At 67.9% G+C, this 16,092-nt stretch carries 15 protein-coding genes; 3 read left to right on the plus strand and 12 right to left on the minus strand.

The features are described from left to right. Positions 1-23 precede the first annotated feature (23 nt). Positions 24-443 (plus strand): alternative ribosome rescue aminoacyl-tRNA hydrolase ArfB, encoded by a 420-nt coding sequence (arfB, locus tag AX750_RS10330; protein WP_066718362.1) that lies wholly within the window; start codon positions 24-26, stop codon positions 441-443. Next, positions 443-1,006, plus strand: a complete 564-nt coding sequence (locus AX750_RS10335) for a regulatory protein RecX (RefSeq protein ID WP_066718364.1) — start codon at positions 443-445, stop codon at positions 1,004-1,006. The genes arfB and AX750_RS10335 overlap by 1 nt, the downstream gene beginning before the upstream one ends. A 48-nt stretch (positions 1,007-1,054) precedes the next feature. Here the strand turns inward: AX750_RS10335 and AX750_RS10340 are convergent, their stop codons facing one another. Beyond that, positions 1,055-2,032, minus strand: a complete 978-nt coding sequence (locus AX750_RS10340; RefSeq protein WP_066718366.1) for a tripartite tricarboxylate transporter substrate binding protein — start codon at positions 2,030-2,032, stop codon at positions 1,055-1,057. Between the two features lie 215 nt (positions 2,033-2,247). On the opposite strand from AX750_RS10340, the gene AX750_RS10345 reads away from it, so the two are divergent. Continuing rightward, complete coding sequence (locus tag AX750_RS10345; protein WP_066718367.1) at positions 2,248-2,739, plus strand: class I SAM-dependent methyltransferase; 492 nt, start codon at positions 2,248-2,250, stop codon at positions 2,737-2,739. Between the two features lie 124 nt (positions 2,740-2,863). Here AX750_RS10345 and AX750_RS10350 read toward each other — a convergent pair whose 3' ends face one another. From AX750_RS10350 to AX750_RS10400, 11 genes are all read right to left on the minus strand, one after another. Further along, on the minus strand, positions 2,864-3,661 hold the full coding sequence (locus AX750_RS10350; RefSeq protein WP_066718369.1) for an MBL fold metallo-hydrolase: 798 nt from the start codon (positions 3,659-3,661) through the stop codon (positions 2,864-2,866). Positions 3,662-3,671: 10 nt separating this feature from the next. Next, positions 3,672-4,472, minus strand: a complete 801-nt coding sequence (locus AX750_RS10355) for a TatD family hydrolase (RefSeq protein WP_066718371.1) — start codon at positions 4,470-4,472, stop codon at positions 3,672-3,674. Continuing rightward, the gene (metG, locus tag AX750_RS10360; protein WP_066718373.1) at positions 4,472-6,031 is read right to left on the minus strand and encodes a methionine--tRNA ligase; all 1,560 of its coding nucleotides are present in this window, start codon (positions 6,029-6,031) and stop codon (positions 4,472-4,474) included. The genes AX750_RS10355 and metG overlap by 1 nt, the downstream gene beginning before the upstream one ends. Positions 6,032-6,050: 19 nt before the next feature. Then, complete coding sequence (locus AX750_RS10365) at positions 6,051-7,121, minus strand: DNA polymerase III subunit delta' (protein WP_067254035.1); 1,071 nt, start codon at positions 7,119-7,121, stop codon at positions 6,051-6,053. Positions 7,122-7,187: 66 nt separating this feature from the next. Next, positions 7,188-7,850, minus strand: a complete 663-nt coding sequence (gene tmk, locus AX750_RS10370; RefSeq protein ID WP_066720505.1) for a dTMP kinase — start codon at positions 7,848-7,850, stop codon at positions 7,188-7,190. Further along, on the minus strand, positions 7,847-9,082 hold the full coding sequence (locus AX750_RS10375; protein WP_245282365.1) for a D-alanyl-D-alanine carboxypeptidase family protein: 1,236 nt from the start codon (positions 9,080-9,082) through the stop codon (positions 7,847-7,849). Before AX750_RS10375 ends, tmk begins: the two co-directional genes overlap by 4 nt. Positions 9,083-9,125: 43 nt before the next feature. Further along, the gene (locus AX750_RS10380; protein WP_066720503.1) at positions 9,126-10,304 is read right to left on the minus strand and encodes a septal ring lytic transglycosylase RlpA family protein; all 1,179 of its coding nucleotides are present in this window, start codon (positions 10,302-10,304) and stop codon (positions 9,126-9,128) included. A 398-nt stretch (positions 10,305-10,702) separates the two neighbouring features. Next, positions 10,703-12,373 carry a hydantoinase B/oxoprolinase family protein gene (locus tag AX750_RS10385; protein ID WP_066720501.1) on the minus strand — a complete coding sequence of 557 codons (1,671 nt, stop codon included), beginning with the start codon at positions 12,371-12,373 and terminating at the stop codon, positions 10,703-10,705. After that, positions 12,370-14,466, minus strand: coding sequence for a hydantoinase/oxoprolinase family protein (locus AX750_RS10390; protein WP_066720498.1), 2,097 nt, complete (start codon positions 14,464-14,466; stop codon positions 12,370-12,372). Before AX750_RS10390 ends, AX750_RS10385 begins: the two co-directional genes overlap by 4 nt. Next, positions 14,459-15,610 carry an N-methyl-L-tryptophan oxidase gene (gene solA, locus AX750_RS10395; protein ID WP_066720495.1) on the minus strand — a complete coding sequence of 384 codons (1,152 nt, stop codon included), beginning with the start codon at positions 15,608-15,610 and terminating at the stop codon, positions 14,459-14,461. Before solA ends, AX750_RS10390 begins: the two co-directional genes overlap by 8 nt. 144 nt (positions 15,611-15,754) lie before the next feature. Further along, a partial coding sequence (locus AX750_RS10400; protein ID WP_156446532.1) for an IS3 family transposase occupies positions 15,755-16,092 on the minus strand: 338 nt, incomplete at its 5' end.

Here is a 16,092-nt window from a genome sequence, read left to right on the forward strand (position 1 = left end):
TGAAATCCTCTAGGGTTCCTCCCATGATTCAAGTCACCCCGTCCATCGCGATCGACGAGAGCGAGATCGAGGAAAGCTTCGTGCGCGCCTCCGGTCCGGGCGGGCAGAACGTCAACAAGGTGTCGAGCGCGGTGCAGCTGCGCTTCGATGCGCGCCGTTCTCCGTCGCTGCCCAACGACGTCGCGATCCGGCTGATGAAGCTCGCCGGTGGCCGGCTGACGCAGGACGGCGTCATCGTCATCGTCGCGCAGGGTCAGCGCAGCCAGAAGCGGAATCGCGAGGAGGCGCTCGACCGCCTGCTGGAGATGATCCGGGAGGCGGCGGTGCGGCCGCAGGCGCGCCGGCCCACCAAGCCCACCAAGGCCTCCAAGGAGCGCAGGCTGGTCTCCAAGGACAAGCGCTCGGCGGTGAAGGCCGGGCGCGCTCGGCCCGGCACCGACTGATGGGATTCGGAGGAGGCCGCTCGGACGGGGGACGGCCCGAGCGACGCGCGCCGCGCAAGATCACGCCCGATTATCTCCAGCGCGCGGCGATGCATTATCTCGAACGCTATGCGGCGCCGGCGGCGCAGCTGCGCCGCGTACTCGCGCGCAAGGTTGCCGCGAGCTGCCGTCACCATGAGCAGGATCCGGCCGGTTTCGAGACGATGCTGGACGAGGTGGTGGCGCGTTGCGTGTCGTCCGGGCTCGTCGACGACCGGCGCTTCGCCGAGGCCCGCGCCGCGAGCCTGAAGCGCAAGGGGCGCTCGTCGCGGGCCGTGGCGGCGAGCCTCTCGGCGAAGGGCGTCGACCGTGAACTGGCACAGGCGGCGAGCGCAGGCAGCGAGGAAGATGAGCTGGCCGCCGCGCGCAAGGCCGCCCGGCGCAAGCGGCTGGGGCCCTGGAACCGGGGAGACCGAGCCGCGAACCGGCAGAAGGATCTGGCGGCACTGGCGCGGGCCGGCTTTCCGATGACGATCGCCCGCGCCGTGATCGACGGCGCGGGCGAGGAGGAGTTGACGGCGTGAGGGACGTCGCGCGGGCAGGGCGGTCGACCGCCCTGCCGTCTGCTGGCCTCACTCCAGCTTGACCTGCGCGTCGGCGACGACCTTGCCCCAGCGCGCGACCTCGGCCGCGACGAATTTGCCGAAATCGTCCCCGGCGAGCGTCGGGATCGGGGAGCCGTTCTTTTTCCAGGCTTCGACGATCATTGGCGATTGCAGCGCCTTGGCGACCTCAGTGCGCATGCGGGTGACGATTTCCGGCGGCGTGCCCTTGGGCGCCCAGAGCGCATACCAGGTCGCGACCTCGTAATTGTCGAGCCCAGCCTCCTTGGCGGTGGGCACATCGGGGATCGCGTCAGACCGCGTCGGGGCCGCCACCGCAAGCCCGCGCAGGCGCCCGCTCTGGATCTGCGGCGCCGAGGAGCCAAGCCCGTCGAACAGCACGTCGACCTGGCCGGCGACGATGTCCTGCAGCGCCGGGCCGGCGCCACGATAGGGCACATGAGTGAGGCTGGTCTTGGTCTGGAGCTTGAAGAGCTCACCGGCGAGATGATGCGTCGTGCCGTTGCCGGCCGAGGCATAGTTCAGCTTGTCGGGGTTGGCCTTGGCATAGGCGATCAGCTCCGCAACCGTCTTCGCCTGCACCTTGGGATGCACGACGATGACCTGCGGCGGCTGCGCGATCACGGCGATCGGAATGAAATCGGTTTGGATGTTGTAGTCCAGCTTCGGATAGAGCGCCGGGGCGATGGCGTGATGCGCCGCGCCGACGAAGAAGCCGTAGCCATCCGGCGTCATCTTGGATGCCGCCGAGGCGCCGACGGTGCCGCCGGCACCGCCGCGATTCTCGATGACGATGCGCTGGCCCAGCTGCTGGTCGAGCTGCGCAGCCAGCGGCCTCGCGAAGGCGTCCGTGCCGCCGCCGGCCGGGAAGGGCACGATGAAGGTGAGCGGCCGCTGCGGCCAGGCCTGAGCCTGCACTGGCCCGGAAGCCGTGAGGCAGAGGGTGGCGGCGGCCGCCACAGAAACGAGCGCGCGTGATGTGAGCATGAAGACGACAAACCTCCCTGGGATGGTGACGACGGCTCTTTGCGGCCGTTCTGCGCCCGCGGCAGCGGGCATCGCATCACGACGGATAAGGCCATCCGCCGAACCTCCTGACAAGTCTGCCGTTGGTGGGGGTATCGGCGGGCGGCGGAGGCGGCTATGCGGGCGGGAGCACCAACCTGACGCCGCTCCCGTGACAGCATCGGATTCCGCCTCGCATGAGCCGCCTCGACAGCTTCATCCGCCGTCTGGAGGCGCAGCGACGCATGCTGGACTGGGCCGCGGCCGAGATTGGAGGCCGCGACGGACTCGTGCTCGAGCTCGGCCTCGGCAACGGGCGCACCTATGACCATCTTCGCGAGCGGCTACCGGAGCGCGAGATCTACGTTTTCGAGCGCGATGTCGGACCGAACCCAGCCTCGATGCCGCCGGAGGACCGGCTGGTCGCGGGCGACATGGCGCAGACGCTGACGGCCTTCGCGGCGCGCCACGGCCGCTGCGCCGCGCTGATCCATGCCGATGTGACGACGGGCGTGGCAGAGCGGGATCGCGTGCTGTTCGCCTGGCTGCCGGCGCATGTCGTCGTCCTGGCGGCGCCCGGGGCGCTGGTCGTCAGTGGCTGGCCGATCGAGCATCCGCTGCTCGATGAGCTGGCGTTGCCAGACGGCGTGCCGGAAGGACGCTACTTCGCCTATCGACGGTCCGCGTAAATCCACCGGCTGCGGAAGAGGGAACCGTCGGCCAACTTGCGCGAGCCCCCATCCGCGATTCGCATAAGACATATTATGGAACCAAAACCGATGCTGGTGTGGGCTCAGTTCGTCGAAGCGTGCGCTAGACGCTCAGCCTCATCCCATCGAAAGCCACATCAATCCCGGGCTCCAACCTGTTGCGAAGACGGTTGTAATCGAGATCCGCATGAAGATTGGTCAGCACGGCTCGCGCCGGCTTCAACTCTGCGATCGTCGCCAGCGCATCTCGAAGGCTGAAATGGCTCGGATGCGGCGTCTCGCGCAGACAGTCGAGAATCAGGACATCGAGTCCGGCGAGTGCCGCCTTGGCCGCCCGCGGCATCAGGCTGACATCGGGCACATAGCCGAGACCGCCGAAGCGGAAGCCGAGCGCCTCATAGTTTGGCCCGTGCTCGACGGCCAGCGGTAGTGCCTCGACGGCACCGCCGGCACCATCGATCACCAGCGGTTCGCCTGCCTGCAGTGGCTGCAGGTCCAGGATCGCCGGATAGGCACTGCCGGGCGGCGTCTCGAACAGATAGCCGAAGCGTCGCGTCAGCGACGTTTGCGTCCGGGCGTCGGCATGGACGGTGACGCGCTTGCGGTTGTGCAGGACCAGCGCGCGCAGATCGTCGATGCCGTGGGTGTGGTCGGCATGGTCATGGCTGAACAGAACCGCATCGAGATGCGTGACGCCGGCATCAAGCAATTGTTCGCGCAGGTCCGGCGAGGTGTCGACGAGCAGCCTTGTCGTTCCAGCCGGGCTGTCGCGCTCGACCAGGATCGAGCAGCGGCGGCGGCGGTTCTTCGGTTCGGTCGGGTCACAATCGCCCCAGCCGAGAGCCGGACGCGGCACGCCGCCGGACGAACCGCAGCCGAGGATCGTCACCGTCAGGCTCATGGCGGCGTCCTCAGGCGACCTGCGCAAGCGGCGCGGCGTGGTCCATCTTCCAGTAGCAGCGCCGCGCATTCGCCGTGGTCAGCGCCGCAACCTCCGCGAAGGACAGGCCCAGCACATCCCCAAGAACTTTAGCCGTCTCAACGACATAGGCCGGCTCGTTGCGCTTGCCCCTGAACGGGACGGGCGCGAGATAGGGCGCGTCGGTCTCGACGAGCAGGCGGTCGCGCGGAACCATCCGGGCGATGCGGCGCAGCTCCTCGGACGTCTTGAAGGTCAGGATCCCCGAGAAGGAGACGTAGAGGCCGAGTTCGACACCCGTCATCGCCAGCGCTTCGCCGGCCGTGAAGCAGTGCAGGATGGCGGGGAAGGCGCCCTTCCCCATCTCCTCGCGCAGGATCGCGATCATGTCGTCGTCGGCCTGGCGAGCATGGATAACGAGCGGCAGCTGGGTGATCCGCGCAGCGGCAATGTGGACGCGCAGCCCCTGGGCCTGAGCCTCGCGCGGGCTCTTGTCGTAGTGATAATCGAGCCCCGCCTCGCCGATGGCGACGCAGCGGGGATGGGCCGAGAGCGCGACGAGCTGTTCGGCGGTGACGTCCAGTTCCTCATGCGCGCCGTGGGGATGGGTGCCGACGCTGCACCAGACGGAGGCAAAGCGCTCGGCGATCGCCGCATAGGCCGGAAAGCGCGCGACTCTCGTCGAGATCGTTACCATCCGGCCGACACCCGCCGCGTCGGCGCGGGCGACATAGGTCTCGAGCTCCTCGGCGAAATCCGGGAAATCGAGATGACAATGCGTGTCGATCAGCATCAGGCGGCCTCGCCGCCTTCGGGCTCGACATAGCGCGGGAAGATGCCGCTCGGGGCCGGCAGCGCCGTACCGGACGTCAAACGACCGCCCTCGCCCAATGCGGCGAAATCGCGCTTCTCCGCGGGCACGCCGAGGAGATCGAGCAGCTTGGCCATGGAGGACGGCATCACCGGCTGGACCAGGATCGCGACCTGCCGCAGCACCTCTGCGGTGACGTAGAGCACCGTGTCGCGCCGCTCGGGGTCGGTCTTGGACAGGCGCCAGGGCTCGTTGACGGCGAAATAGCGGTTCGCTTCCGCCACCACCGCCCAGATCTCGGACAGCACGACATGCAGCGCGAAGTCGGTCATGGCCTCGCGTGCCTTGCCCAGCGCGGCGTCGGCCAGCGCCAGCATGGCCTGGTCGGCCTCCGTCAGCACGCCGCAAGGCGGCACCCGGCCCTCACAGTTCTTGGCGATCATCGACAGTGAGCGCTGGGCGAGGTTGCCGAGGTCGTTGGCGAGGTCGGCATTGATGCGGCCGACGATGGCTTCGTGGCTGTAATTGCCGTCTTGGCCAAAGGAGACCTCGCGCAGGAAGAAATAGCGCAGCTGATCGACGCCATAGGCATCCGCCAGCCCGAAGGGGTCGACGACATTGCCGAGCGATTTTGACATCTTCTCGCCCTTGGAGAGCAGGAAGCCATGGCCGAAGACACGCCTGGGCAGAGGCAGGCCGGCCGACATCAGGAAGGCGGGCCAATAGACCGTGTGGAAGCGCACGATGTCCTTGCCAATGATGTGGACATCGGCCGGCCAGTAATGCGCGCGCGGGTTCTGCGGATCGGGAAAGCCGGTTCCGGTCACGTAGTTGTTCAGCGCATCGACCCAGACATACATCACATGCTTGGGGTCGCCCGGCACGGGCAGCCCCCAGTCGAAGGTCGTCCGGCTGATCGAGAGGTCCTCGAGCCCGCTCTTCACGAAGGAGACGATCTCGTTCCTGCGCGTCGGCGGCGAGACGAAGTCCGGCACCTCATCGTAAAGCTTCAGCAGGCGCTCCTGATAGGCCTTCAGCCGGAAGAAGTAGCTCTCCTCCTCGACCCATTCGACCGGCGTCCCCTGCCCGCCCAGGCGCGTGCCGTCGGCCAGTAGGGTGGTTTCCTCGTCGGCATAGAAGGCCTCGTCGCGGATCGAGTACCAGCCGGCATATTTGGACAGGTAGATGTCGCCATTGTCCTCCATCCGCCGCCACAGCTCCTGCGTCGAGGGCAGGTGGTCGGCGTCGGTGGTGCGGATGAAGCGGTCGAAGGAACAGCCCAACCGCTGCTCCATCTCCTGGAAGCGGCCGGCGATGCCGTCGACGAATTCCTTCGGCGACTGGCCGTTCTGGGCGGCCGTGCGCTGCACCTTCTGGCCGTGCTCGTCGGTGCCGGTCATGGCGAAGACGTCGTAGCCGTCGAGCCGCTTGAAGCGCGCAATCGCGTCGGAGGCCACCATCTCATAGGCGTGGCCGATATGCGGCGGCCCATTGGTGTAGTGGATCGCGGTCGTCAGATAGAATTTCGGGGCGGTCGCCATCGTCGATCCGGGGTTCGCTTCACGCTGCGCGCGAGCGGGCAACCGCATCCGACAGATCATGAAACAGGGTCATCACCAGCGGGCGGCGGTCGAGATTGTAGGTTTCGACGTCGCGGGCCGCTGCTCCCAGCTTGTCCCATACCTCCGCCAGCGGTGCAAGACGCGCCGGTTGCGCTGCAGCATGCGCGTGGAGATGGTCCGAAAGCCAGCTCTGGACGGTTTCGACCATGATGGCGAAGTCGCCCTCGCCGGCTTTGCCCGCGACATCCTCGGCCAACGCCATCAGCGCCGTCAGGTCGAGCCGCGGGAGCGCGTCGAGGCGGGCTCGCACGGCCTCGACCAGCGCCAGCGTCTCGGGATCGACATAGGTCAGGGCGCGTCGCACCGAGCCGTCAGCGAGATGGGCGGCGCGACGGATGGCGGAGGCGTCGAAGGGCCCGCCCATCCGCTCCAGCGCCGTCTCGCCAGCCTGCGCCACCTGAGCCTCCTCCAGCGCGGCGAAGGTCATCAGCCGGCAGCGCGAGCGGATCGTCGGCAGCATCCGTCCGGGCGCATGGGCGACGATCAGGAACAGCGCGCGCGGCGGCGGCTCCTCGAGCAGCTTCAGCAGGGCGTTGGCCGCCGAGCGGTCCATATCCTCGGCCGAATCGACGATGCAGACGCGCCAGCCGCCCTCGGCCGCGCTGGCGCCGAAGCGGTCGAGCACGCGGCGGACGGCATCGACCGGAATGTTGCTGGTGTAGCTCTTGCCGTCCGGCTTCGGGATGCGGCGCAGCAGATGCAGGTCGGGATGGGACTGCGCCATGATCCGGCGCGTCGCCGGGTCGGTCTCCGGCATGGCGAGCGAGGTCGCGCTTGCGGCGCGGCCGGCGGGGTCGCCCGCGGCGAGGACGAAGCGCGCGGCGCGATAGGCGAAGCTCGCCTTGCCGATGCCCTCCGGTCCGCCGAGCAGCCAGCCATGATGCATCCGCCCAGAGGCGAGCGCCGCGAGAAACGCCCGCTCCTGCGCCTCGTGGCCGATCAGCGCCAGCGTCTCGCGCGGATGCGGGGCGCTGGGCAGCCGGTCCGGCTCGTCGGTTGTGGGCAGCATGGTCGGTCCTTCGTCGCGCCTTGCCCGTCTTTGGGCCGGGGCTGGCGGCGGGGCAAGCCCCGATCGTCAGGCGGGTTGTGGCGCCGGCAGCCGCTCGCGGATGGCCGTCCAGGCGGCTTGGGCCAGCGCCGCTGGCGGCAGCGCCCCGTCGAGCACGACGCAGCGCTGCGGCTCGGCGGCGGCGATGTCGAGATAGGCCTGCCTCAGCGTGCGGTGGAAGGCCAGCGCCTCGCCCTCGAAGCGGTCGACGGCCTCGTCGGGTGCCCGGCGGCGCGCGGCGCGGGCCAGGCCAATGGCGGGATCGAGATCGAGGATCAGCGTCAAGTCCGGCAGGAGGCCGTCGATGGTGACGGCTTCCAGTTCCGCCAGCAGGGCCGCGTCGACCCTGCCGAGGGCGCCCTGATAGGCCCGGGTCGAATCGATGAAGCGGTCGCAGAGCACCCAGTTGCCCCGGGCGAGAGCGGGCCGGATCAGGCGGTCGATATGGTCGATGCGCGCGGCCGAGAACATCAGCGCTTCGACGAAAGGGCCGTGCTCCTTGACGGCTCCCGAGAGGATGACCTCGCGGATCGCCTCCGCCTTGGGCGAGCCTCCCGGTTCGCGCGTCAGCGTGACCTGCAGACCGAGTTGTTCCGCGCGCTCCTTGAGCGCGCGCGCCAGCGTGGATTTGCCAGCCCCCTCCCCGCCTTCGAGCGTGATGAGGCGCCCCGCTGCCGCCGCCGGTCTCAACTGCGGCCCATCGCCTTGCGGACCCAGCCTGTGGCGGCCTCCAGCAGCGCGTCGAGCGCGCGGCTCTGCAGCGTGCCGGTCTGGATGCTCTCGGCGGTGTAGAGGGGAATGTCGAGCGTCTTGACCTCGCCGCGCGTGACGAGCAGTCGCGCAACCTCAGTACCCTCCTGAAGCGGAGCGGTCAGCGGGCCGCGATAGACGATGCGCGCGTTCAGCCGCTCGCTGCTGCCGCGCGGGAGCAGCAGGCTGACGGGTCCCTTGGCCTTGAGGCCGACGCGACCTTTTTCGCCGCCGAAGACGCTGGCCTCGCCGACGATCTCGCCGGCCTCGAAGATGCGGCGCGCCTCGAACGCACGAAAACCCCATTCCAGCAGTTTCCGCGCCTCGTTGGCGCGCTCGCGGCCGGTCTTGAGCCCGTTGACCACCACGATCAGCCGCTGACCGTTCTGGACCGCCGAGCCCACGAGACCATAACCGGACTCATCGATGTTGCCGGTCTTCAGCCCGTCCGCGCCGATATCCATAGTCAGCAGCGGGTTGCGGTTCTGTTGCCGGATCTTGTTCCAGGTGAACTCCCGCTCGCCGAAGATTCGGTAGTGCTCGGGATAGGTCTTGATGATGTGGTCGGCCAGCAGCGCCATCTCGCGGGCCGTGACCCTCTGCTGCGGGTCACCCATGCCGGTGGCGTTGCGAAAGACCGATTTCGGCAGGCCGAGCCCGCGCATGCGCTCGGTCATGATCCGGGCGAAGGTCGCCTCGTCACCGGCCACGGCCTCGGCGAGCGCGATCGAGGCATCGTTGCCGGACTGGACGATGATGCCGTGCAGGATATCGGAGAGCTTCACCCGGCTGTTGAGCTGGGCGAACATCGTCGATCCACCGGAGACACCGCCGCCCTTGCGCCAGGCGTTCTCGGAAATGGAGATCTCGCTGTCCAGCGTGAGTCTGCCCTGGGCGATTTCCTGGAAGGCGACGAGCGCGGTTGCGACCTTGGCCATGCTGGCCGGCGCCATCAGCTCGTCTGCGGCCTTCTCATAAAGAACGGTGCCGCTGGCGGAATCGAGCAGCACTGCATAGGGCGCGGCGGATTGGAAGGATTGCGCCGCTACGCTCGACAGCGTCACCGCAAAGGCGAGCGAGGCACCGATTGCCAGGCGAAGCCAGTGCGACGGGCCTTTGCGGGCCTCGTGACGGGCCGAGGCCCCTTCCCTGATGCAACCGGCCATCGTCATGCCCGATCTCAAGCAGAGGCCGGGGCCAATGGTCAAGCCCGGTTCAGCGGCCGGACAGGGGCTGCAGATTCTGCGGGACGAGGGCGCGGTTCAGCGGATGCGAGGCGGCGAAACGCTCGGTCGGCGCGCGATCTGGTGCGGCGAACAGGCTCGCGACCGTCGAGCGGCTGGGCGGCAGCGTCGTGCGGATGGCGGCGGGCACCACGACGGGCGTTGCGGCATTGGCGATGGTGTCGAGGTCGAAGGGGCGGCTCGGCGGCAGCTTCACGCCGCGCACAGGGACGCCCCCCAGCGGTTCGGCGCTGCCGGTCGACACGGTCTGGAAGACCGGGCGCGAGCTGTCGGAAGCGGTCGAGAAACCCGACGCCGCTTGCGGAGCGGGCACCGCGGGGGCATAGGCCCGCACGACGGGCGCCGGAGCGGGCGCCGGATCTGACTGCTCGTCGTCGAGATCGGCGCTCTGCGAGCGCGCGGTTCCGACCGGGGCGGAACTCGCCACCATGGTGCGGGCACTGGTGCCCGGAATCGCGGCGGGCTGGCCGTCCGTGCGCAGGGTTGCCAGCAGAAGCTTGTCGTCGGAGCCGGCGAGCGAGGCCTGGCCGAGATATTCAAGTTTGACGCGCGCGGTGCCGAGATGGCGGAAGGCGAGCGCCTCGGCAGTCTTCTGCGAGACGTCCATCAGGCGACCGCCATGATAGGGGCCGCGATCATTGACCCGCACGATGATCGAGCGGTTGTTGAGCATGTTGGTCACGCGGGCATAGGCCGGCAGCGGCATCGTCGGATGGGCGGCGCTGATGCCGTGGCGGTCATAGACCTCGCCGTTGGCGGTGCGGCGGCCATGGAAGGCCTCGCCATACCAGGAGGCCGTGCCGACCGCGGTGTAACCGACGGGCTTGTCGTAAGGCGTGTAGCGCTTGCCGGCGACGGTGTAGGTCTTGCCGATCATCTGGCGTCCGCCGCCCTTGGGGACGTCCTGGCCCTCGGCGACGACGCGCGGGCTGGCCGGCCCGTATTTCGACGAGGGGAAGGCGCCGATCTCCTTCGACTTGCCCCGCCGGGCCACCTGGTCGTTGGCGCAGTTGGCGAGGAAAAGGCCGGCGAGCGCGACGCAGCCGAGCCGCAGCGCGCGGCCGGCCAGCGGGGCGGGAGACGCAGCGGAGCCCTGATCGGCAGTGGCGGAGGTCATGTCCGGGGCCGAGGAGCGCGCGCTTCGCGTCATGAAGTCGTTCCGCATTCTGCGCCGAAAACCAGCAGGCCGGCCGAGCCGCGAAAGCGGCGAAGCCAGAGTTTTCGGTCAATCACGTTAACGGGCCGTTAACGCCAGGCGACGGGTCGCGCCGACGTCGACGGCTTTGTGCCGCCCGCCCTTGAGCGGGCACAAAGGTGTCGGAAATGCGGCGTCTGTCAACCCGCTCCACAGCGCCGCCATTTTCCGGGAGGGCGTGGCCGGGCGGTCACGGCTCGATGGCACCCGTGACGAAAGAGCGAGGGGCCGAATTAATGGCGGAAGGGGTGGGAGTCGAACCCACGGTGGGCTTGCACCCACGGCGGTTTTCAAGACCGCTGCCCGAGGCCTGGTTTCGGCAACGCATTAGACTGGTGCGGTGACCGAACCGATTAAGCCTCACGCCGCATCCAGTCCGGCCCATAAGCGTGGGACACGCCCTCCGGCGTGGCGTAGCCGCGTCTGAGATCGTCCCTGATCTTGCTGGCCGGCCGCGCGTCAGGGCTACCGAAACCCGCACCACCCGCTTCGCGCAGCGTCAGGCGATCACCCGGCGCGAGCTCATGCCGTCCTTGCGGCGAGATGGTCTCGCCATTGACGAGATGCTCGCGGCACGCTCCCGGCTGCCCGCCAGCGAAGCCCTGCGCCGGGAACTGGGTGCGGTTGGCCATGGAGAAGACGCTAACCGGAAAGCCGCTGTCGTTTCGCAGCACGATCTCCTGCCCGGGACCGCCGCGATAGGCCCCTGCCCCGCCCGAATCCGGCCGCAAGCTCTTGCGCTCGACGACGAGCCCGCTCTCGGGCTCGAACAGCTCCGCCGACATGCCGCCCATATTCGAAGAGCCTGGCGTCGTCGGCTGGCCGTCGAGATCGCTCAATGCACCGAAACCACCCGCCGCGCAGAAGGTCGTGCTCATGCCCGAGCCATCTGGCCGGCGGCCCTGCAGGGTGATGAAGTCGATCAGCCCGCTGCCCGCCATCACCCGGTCGGGCACAACCTCGGCCAACGCCCCGAAAATCAGCGGGGGAATGAAATGGCCAATGACATGCCGCCCGGCCGACGGTGCCGGGGGCACGGCGTTGAGCAAGCAGCCCACAGGAGCGCTGATTGAGATCGGCACGGTGGCGCCGTCATTGTTGGGCAGCCTGGGCGCGGTGATGCATTTCAGCGTGTAGAGCGCCATCGAGCGCGTATAAGGCAGCGGCACGTTGATGCCGGCCAAGACGCAGGGGCCCGACCCGGCAAAATCGATCGCCGCCTCGCTGCCTCGCTTGTCGATCCGGCAGACGAGCCGCCGTATGTCGCCGAAGGCCTCGACCTCGACCTCGTTGCCATAGACGCCATCGGGAATGGCGACCAGTGCCGCCCTGACGGCGGCCTCGGTCTGGTCGATGATCGAAACCGCGAGGTCGTCGACATCGGCAAGCCCCGCTTCGGACAGGAACTCGCCGAGCTGCCGGTCGACGACCTCGAGGCAGCTCACGCTCGCCATGATGTCGCCCAGCACCTGTTCGGGCACCCGGACATTCAGCTTGATCAGCTCGATCAGCGTCTCGTCGCGCTGGCCCGCCGCGAAGAGCTTCCAGATCGGCAGCCGCAGACCCTCATGGTAGATTTCGGTCGCGGCGGCCGAGAAACCCATGCCGCCGATATCGGGCAAATGCGTGATGCTCATGGCATAGGCGACGATGCGCCCGCCCCTGAAGATCGGCTTCATCAACGCGAGGTCGAACATGTGGCCCGTGCCGATGACGGGGTCATTCGACGCGATGACATCCCCCGGCGCCAGCGTCTGCGGTGGGAACCGCCTGAGCATATGCGCCATCGTCACCGGCGCCGTGCCAATGAAGACGGGGATGCATTTGCGGCTCTGCGCGATGAGCCTGCCGCGCGTGTCGAAGACCATCACCGAAAGGTCGAAGCCCTCGCGCACCAGCATCGAGAAGGAGGTGCGGATCAGCGCCGCCGCGCCTTCGTCGGTGATCGAGATCAGCCTGTCCCAGGCGATGGCGAGGTCGATCGGATCGAGGGTTCGGCGGGACGTGGAGTGAGCTGTCGTCATGGGGTCGCGATCTCCGCAACGAGGCTCATGTCGCCATGCACCTTAGCGCGATCCCCGGCGTCGAGCAGGATCGTGGATTCCGCTTCCTCGATCAGCGCCGGCCCGTGCACGACCATGCCCGGCCACAGGCGCGAGCGCGCCAGGACGGGGCAATCGACGAGGCCGCCCCCTGCCGGGAAATAGGCTGGACGATGGCCCATCATCGCCTCGCCGCCGTCGTTGTCGTCCTCCGGGCTGGTCGAGAAACTCTGGGGAGCGGAAGCGCTCGCCTCGACCTTGCACCCGACGATCTCGATCGGCTCGTCGAGGCTGGTGTGGAAGATCTCGCGGTAACGCTCGATGAAACCCGTGCGCAGCGCCTCGCGGAGATGCTTGCAGACCTCTGGAAGCTCGACCTCGATGTCGTAGTGCTGGCCGCGATAGCGCATGTCGAAGCGGCGATGCCAATGCGTGGCTCCGCCGGAGCCGAGCGGCGCGGCGGCCTCGGCGTCGAGATCGGCGAGAAGGGCCTCGAGCTCGCCCTCCCCGACCGCGTCGAGTCCGCGCCGGAAAGCGCGCACGGTCTCGAAGGACTGTGCGCCCGACAGCATTCCGAAAGCCGACATGACGCCGGCTCCCCGCGGGAAGATCACGCGCGGCACCCGCAGCTTGCGGGCGATCCGCGCCGCATGGAGCGGCCCGCCGCCGCCGAAGGCGACCATGGAGCAGCTGCGATAGTCGAAACCGCGTTCGGTGGCATGCATTCGGAAGGCCCGCGCGATGTCCTCATTGGCCATGTCATGCGCGCCCCAGGCGGCGCGCAGCGCGTCGACGCCCAGCGGCACACCGACCTGCTCACGATAGGCCTCAGCCGCCGCAGCGTGATCCAGCGTCATGGTGCCGCCGAGAAAGCTGTCGGGATGAAGGTAGCCGAGCAGGAGATTGGCATCGGTCAAGGTCGCGGTCCGGCCGCCACGGCCATAAGACACAGGCCCGGGTTCAGCGCCGGCGCTGCGCGGGCCGACCCTGAGCCGACCCAGCGCATCGGGCTCGACGAGGCTGCCGCCTCCGGTCCCGATTTCGGTCATGTCGAGAACGGGGATCTGCAGCGGGAGGCCGCTGCCGCTGCGATACTCATAGGCATGCGCGGCCTCGAAGGAATAGGCGCGAAAAGGCCTGCCCTTGCGGATGAGCGCGCCCTTGGCCGTCGTACCTCCGAGATCGAAGGAGAGCAGGTCACCTCCCGCGACCGCCGTGCCGATCCGAGCCGCGACGAGCACACCGGCGGCGGGTCCCGATTCAAGCAGCTTCACCGGATAGCGTCGGGCCATCTCGAGGCTCATGAGACCGCCGCTGGAGGCCATGATCCAGAGCCGCCCTCTGAAGCCGCCCTCGCCTAGCCCGGTTTCGAGGCGGGAGAGATAGCGGTCGACCAGCGGTTGCGAATAGGCGTTGGCGCAGGTCGTGGTCCAGCGCTCGAATTCGCGCGGATAGGGGAAGACATCCGCCGAATGGGAGATGTGCAACGCCGGATAGAGCGCCTGTGTGATCTCGCGGGCGCGACGTTCATGACGATCGTCGACATGCGCATGGAGGAAGCAGATCGCCAACGCCTCGATCCGCTCCTCCTCGACGAGCCGGTGCGTCTGCGCAGCGACTGCGTCCTCGTCCAGCGGCACGAGCACGGAGCCGTCATGTTTCAACCGTTCGGGGATTTCGGCCCGGAAGCCTCGCTCGACGATCGGCTCGGCATAGCGAAGCCTGAGATCGAACAGGTCGTAGCGCTGCTCGCGGCCGATATCGAAGAGGTCGCGGAAGCCTTGCGTTACGAGCATGCCGGTGCGGTCGCCGCGACGCTCGATCAGGGCATTGGTGACCAGCGTCGTGCCGTGAACGATCTCGGCAAGGTCGGACACGCTGCAGCCGACGGCTTCGCAGAGTGCAAGCGTGCCTTCGAGCACGGCGTGAGACGGATCGCGCGGGGTCGTCAGCTGCTTGTGGACGCCAACCCGCGAGCCCGCCGAATCCACCAGAGCGAAATCGGTGAAGGTGCCGCCGATGTCGATGCCGAGACGCAGGCCGCCGCGTGGGGCGACGTCGAGGCCGTCACGCATGAGGAGCCGCCAGCGAAGCCCGAGACAGGCGCAGGAAGCCGATATCGTGGCGGGTCGTGCCGTCTCCGCTGGCGAGATCGGCGATGATCTCCCCGATCACGCTGCAGAACTTGTAGCCATGCCCCGAGCAGGGCGAAACAAGGACGACCTGTTCATGGGCGGGGTGGCGGTCGAGAATGAAATGCTCATCGGGCGTGTTGGTGAACAGGCAGCTCCGCAGCGCCATGGTCGGGCCACTGCCTTCGGGGAAATAGCGCTGGCTGAACTGACGCAGGATACGCTCATCCTCCGCGTCCGGCTCACGCCTGACCTCGTCGGCCCGACTGGTTTCGCCGCGGTGGTGATAGCGGCCGAACTTAAAGCCCGGCACCTCGTAGATCGGAAAGCCGTAATAGCGGCCCTCATCGACCTGCAGATTGAAGACAGGGAAGCGATCGAGCGCGAACAGCTCCGGTTTCGCAGGCTGAAGCCAGGCCAGAACCTGTCGCTCGGGCACCGCGACGGCCCGAAGCGAGGGTTCGAGGTCGCCGATCCAGGCGCCGGCGGTCAGCACCAGCCGCGCAGCCTCGTAGCGGCCGCGATCGGTCGTCACGACGACGCCGTCGCCGTTGGGGTTCGCCTCCCAGCCGAGCACGGCCTCGCGGGCATGGATCTCCGCGCCATGCGCCTGAGCGGCGCGGACATGCGCCACGATCGCCCGCTCGCTGGCGATCAGCCCGCCGCGCGCCTGGAACACCGCACGATGCGATGACGGCAGGCGATAGCCGGGGTAACGCGCATTGACCTGATCACCGGTCAAAACCTCGTGGGGCAGATCGTGCAGGCGGGCCGAATTCAAGGCACCCTGAAAAAGCGCGTCGTCCTCCGGGCTGGCGTCGAGCGACCCCGTGATGACCAGAAGTTCCTCGCCCGTCGTCGCTTCGATCTCAGCCCAAAGCTCATAGGCCCGCCGCAACAGAGGGACATAGGCCGGATCCTCGTAATACGGCATGCGGATGATCCGGCTGATGCCGTGCGACGAGCCCATGCTGTGGGGGATGTCGAAGCGTTCGAGACCAAGAACCTTCGCGCCGCGGCGGGCGAGATGCCAGGCGGCAGCGCTTCCCATGCCGCCGATCCCGACGACGATCACGTCATAGGCCATTCTCGACACGTCCCTCAACGCCTGCCACGCCATGGCCTGTGATTCCGACACCCTGCCGGTGCTGAAGTCTACGCGATAACGCGGCCAAGGCATCACCAGCCAGTCATGCGGATCTGGCCTGCTGCCGGTTCCGTGGACGCGCAGTTAAGCTAATCCGACCTTCTTTTCGAACTCGGCCGGGCTGAGATAGCGGATGGTCGAGTGCCTGCGGATCGTGTTGTAGAACCTCTCGACGTAGTCGAACACATCTGCCCTGGCCTCATCGCGCGTGCGGTAGATCTGGCCCCTGATCCGCTCGGTTTTCAGCGAGGAGAAGAAGCTCTCCATCGCGGCGTTGTCCCAGACGTTGCCCGATCGGCTCATCGAGCAGGTGACACCGTTCTCAGCCAGCAGTTCCTGGAAGTGCTGGCTGGTATATTGGCTGCCCTGGACGCCCTTCTGTTTGTCAAGCAGCGATACGTGTCGCGTTGATTTCCTTCTGG

Origin of the sequence: Methylobacterium sp. CCH7-A2 (assembly GCF_001557075.1) — a bacterium.
In the GTDB taxonomy this organism is placed as follows: Bacteria; Pseudomonadota; Alphaproteobacteria; order Rhizobiales; family Beijerinckiaceae; genus Allobosea; species Allobosea massiliensis.